1 protein-coding gene is annotated in these 762 nt (G+C 80.2%); it reads left to right on the top strand.

Translation table 11 applies throughout. The features are described 5' to 3' along the window. A partial coding sequence (locus tag E2C06_RS38370) for a hypothetical protein (protein WP_165982925.1) occupies positions 1-762 on the top strand: 762 nt, incomplete at both ends.

Raw genomic sequence — 762 nt, 5'->3', positions numbered from 1 at the left:
CGGCGCCACGCTTCGCGGCCGGGGCGCGCTTGGCGCCATCGGCGGCGCTTCGCTTCGCGGCGGTGCCGGCGGCGCGCTTCGGCGCGGCCGTGCGCTTCGCGGCCGTGCCGGCGGAGCGCTTGGCCGTCGCACCAGCCGCGCGCTTGGCCGCGGTGCCGGTCGAACGCTTTGCCGTTGCGCCGGTGGCGCGCTTGGCAGCGGTGCCGGCGGTGCGCTTGCTGGTGCCGCCCGCGGCACGCTTCGCCGTCGCGCCGGTGGCGCGCTTGGCAGTGCTGCCGGTGCCGCGCTTGGTCGTCGCGCCGGTGCCGCGCTTGGCGGTGGTGCCGGTAGCCCGCTTTGCCGTCGTGCCGGTGGCGCGCTTTGCCGTCGTGCCGGTGGCGCGCTTGGCAGTGGTGCCGGTGGCGCGCTTGGCAGTGGTGCCGGTGGCGCGCTTGGTCGTCGCGCCGGTGGCGCGCTTCGCCGTCCCGCTGGTGGCACGCTTCGCCGTCGCGCCGGTGCCGCGCTTGGCGGTGGTGCCCGTGGCGCGCTTCGTGGTCGCGGCGACCGTCCCGCGCGCTGCGCCGCCCTTGGCGCCGTTGCTGCGCGCCGCCGCGGCCTTGCGCGGGGTGCTGGCGCTGCCCCCCTTGCGGCCGCCCTCGCTTTGCGCCGCCCGGCCACCCGTGCTGCGCGCGCCCGCCCTGGTCGTCCCCGCCTTGGCGGTGGCCCGCTTCGCCGTGCCGGCGCTCGCCCGGCCACCCTTGGCGGCGGCCGCGGTGGCGCCGG

It is taken from the genome of Dankookia rubra (assembly GCF_004355005.1).
GTDB lineage: Bacteria > Pseudomonadota > Alphaproteobacteria > Acetobacterales > Acetobacteraceae > Paracraurococcus > Paracraurococcus ruber_A.
This window is presented reverse-complemented; position numbering and strand designations above follow the sequence as displayed.